The sequence below is a fragment of the Streptococcus sp. 1171_SSPC genome (assembly GCF_001069335.1).
In the GTDB taxonomy this organism is placed as follows: Bacteria; Bacillota; Bacilli; order Lactobacillales; family Streptococcaceae; genus Streptococcus; species Streptococcus xiaochunlingii.
The window spans coordinates 1-2,405 of the sequence record NZ_JWAK01000041.1 but is presented as its reverse complement, the minus strand read 5'-3'; the positions used below and the strand labels follow the sequence as shown (position 1 = coordinate 2,405).

Below are 2,405 nucleotides of genomic sequence, written 5' to 3'. Positions count from 1 at the left end.
AAATTAATGAACACGTGGTTTTTCATTTGATGAAGAGTCAGTTACAGCTTCTACGCCTTCACCAACTTTTTCTTTAACTGCTGAGAATCCATTACCCAAACCTGTTTTAACATTTTCAAACTGTTCAGATGCAAACTCACCTGTTGTTTCGACAACTCCAGTTACACGATCTTGCAAGCTTACTGAATCTGCTTCATGTTGTTCTTTCGTTTTAATATCAACAACATTCACGTTTACTTCGACAACTTCCAAATCTGTGATCTTAGAAACTTGTTCTGCAACTACTTCTTTAATGTGTTTGTACAAGTCAGGAACATTCTTTTGATATTCCACTACTACATTCAAGTCAACAGCGACTTGTTCTTTACCAACTTCAACATTTACTCCATTGGCAACATTGTCAGTATTGACGATCTTATCAGCTAGATTAGAGAAAAATCCTCCATCTACAGCCAACAAGCCGTCTACTTTTTCTAGTGAAAGTCCGATGATTTTTTGGATGACTTTATCTTCGTAAGTCAATTCACCTTTTACTGCATCTACTTTTTTAGTAGGTTCTTGTTTATCTACATTTGTTGTGTTTACATTTTTTTCGTTTGACATATGAAACTCCTTTTATTTAAATAGTCCTTTTTGTTGTAAATAATATCCAACTCCAGCTCCTAAGACGGCGAAGATTAAAACAAACAATGTTTTAAAGAACCCATAGGACAAGATACAGCAAGCTAAAATAACACCTGCTAATCCAGACAGTAGTGGATACTGGTATTTTTTAAACCATTCCATTTTTTACTTCCTTACTTTACACGACTCACAGGTTTTTTAGTTGGTGTTTTAGGCTTATAATCTTTTACAGAAACATCAAGCTTAACACCATGATTCATTCCAAAAAACTGTGTTAATCCATTACCGATTTCATCTTTTATAGATTGAGTTCGTTTAATAATATTATCTGAAGGAAGAATTTCTCCTTCCACGTAAACTAAACATTTATTTTTCCGGCTATTTACACGAACTTTAGGATTCTTAATGAAGTTGTTTTCATTAACTACACTACGAACAAATCCTTCAATAGCAGAATTTTTTAGTTTTAGCTCACCACCAGCATCTTCTAATTTTATCTCTAAATGTTGTTTAGGATAAAAGATGATCACTAGCATGAATAATAAAATTAAAATTGAGAGAACCAAGGTACCCCAGAAAAGATATCTTGAAAGATAATATCCTAAAAAGGAAATTCTCTTCCAATTAACTAATTGAAGTCCTAAACCGCTAACTTTATGGTAATCTAGCAAAATAGGAATCAAAATTGTCAAGATTAAAATACAAAATATAAGAGAAAGTATTTTCTTAGATTTTGACATATTGAATCCTTTCATGAATATAATCAAATCATAACCTTGCCCTGTCTTAAAGATTATGATTCATTCTTGAAAAAGAACATTATTCTTTTTTTCCTAAGAAAAACGACACTACGGAAACAACAATAACTGCACCCGCAATAGAAGGAAGCAAAGCCATACCTGCTAAAGATGGACCCCAGGATCCCAGAAGGGACTGTCCAACGGATGAACCAATTAAACCTGCTAAAACATTAGCAATTACACCCATAGATCCACCTTTTTTAGTGACTCCACCCGCTACGAGACCTATAAGGCCTCCTACAATAATAGACCAAAGCATAATGGGCCTCCTTTCTATCTCAAAGAAAAGTTAAAGTTATTTAAATCATATTCAATAAGTAAGTATGAAGAATATAACATTTTAATTGTTTTATTATTTTGATTTTTAGCTAAAAGTTTCTTATTGAATAAAAATTCAAACGCTTTCTTTTCTAAGATTAATATAATCATACGCTATTATTTATGGTAAGTCAACTAAAGTGTTTGACTTTTTTAAAATTGCTGAAATATATTAAGTTATAACACAAAATCCCTAAATAGTAATGTTGTTTTCGCTTTCAAAAATAGCAAATATATGCTGAGTTATGCCGTTATATGTTGATTTATATACCTGTTTTATTTGAATATGTTTTTTATAATTCTTTGCTTTCTTCTATATCATGTATGTTTATTTGATGCATAAAATAAATTAAAAATTGTGTATTTTCTCACCAATTTATAAGTGCAACGCAGAGATATCGCCAATTGCGTATATCATAAAAAATTTTTTTTAGATTCCCTAAAACATACAGAATAGTAACATTTTCTTAAAACATTTGATTAAAAAGCACCCTAACTTCTATGATTGAGCTAAAACTATAGAATTTAGAGTGCTTATAAGATTAACTATTTACGATTGAAAGATAACTATTAACTATTATTTGTCATCACCTTTAATCATATTCTTAACGCCTTCGATTGCGCCTTCAACGGCATCTTTTGCGTCTTCTGCGACTTCTTTAA

General features: G+C 31.1%; 4 protein-coding genes. All 4 read right to left on the bottom strand.

All coding sequences use genetic code 11. The features are described 5' to 3' along the window. Nucleotides 1–3: 3 nt before the first annotated feature. On the bottom strand, nt 4–603 hold the full coding sequence (locus ADF75_RS08715; RefSeq protein WP_048789847.1) for an Asp23/Gls24 family envelope stress response protein: 600 nt from the start codon (nt 601–603) through the stop codon (nt 4–6). Nucleotides 604–615: 12 nt separating this feature from the next. After that, nucleotides 616–786 (bottom strand): DUF2273 domain-containing protein, encoded by a 171-nt coding sequence (locus ADF75_RS10060; protein ID WP_048789846.1) that lies wholly within the window; start codon nt 784–786, stop codon nt 616–618. An 11-nt stretch (nt 787–797) separates the two neighbouring features. Further along, nucleotides 798–1,364, bottom strand: a complete 567-nt coding sequence (amaP, locus tag ADF75_RS08705) for an alkaline shock response membrane anchor protein AmaP (protein ID WP_048789845.1) — start codon at nt 1,362–1,364, stop codon at nt 798–800. A gap of 79 nt (nt 1,365–1,443) precedes the next feature. Continuing rightward, nucleotides 1,444–1,683, bottom strand: coding sequence for a GlsB/YeaQ/YmgE family stress response membrane protein (locus ADF75_RS08700; RefSeq protein ID WP_048789844.1), 240 nt, complete (start codon nt 1,681–1,683; stop codon nt 1,444–1,446). Nucleotides 1,684–2,405: the final 722 nt, after the last annotated feature.

Excerpts from the sequence above, each read along its gene's own strand:
- ADF75_RS10060 (WP_048789846.1), bottom strand. The coding sequence starts at position 786 with ATGGAATGGTTTAAAAAATACCAGTATCCACTACTGTCTGGATTAGCA.
- ADF75_RS08700 (WP_048789844.1), bottom strand. The coding sequence starts at position 1,683 with ATGCTTTGGTCTATTATTGTAGGAGGCCTTATAGGTCTCGTAGCGGGT.
- ADF75_RS08715 (WP_048789847.1), bottom strand. The coding sequence starts at position 603 with ATGTCAAACGAAAAAAATGTAAACACAACAAATGTAGATAAACAAGAA.
- amaP (WP_048789845.1), bottom strand. The coding sequence starts at position 1,364 with ATGTCAAAATCTAAGAAAATACTTTCTCTTATATTTTGTATTTTAATC.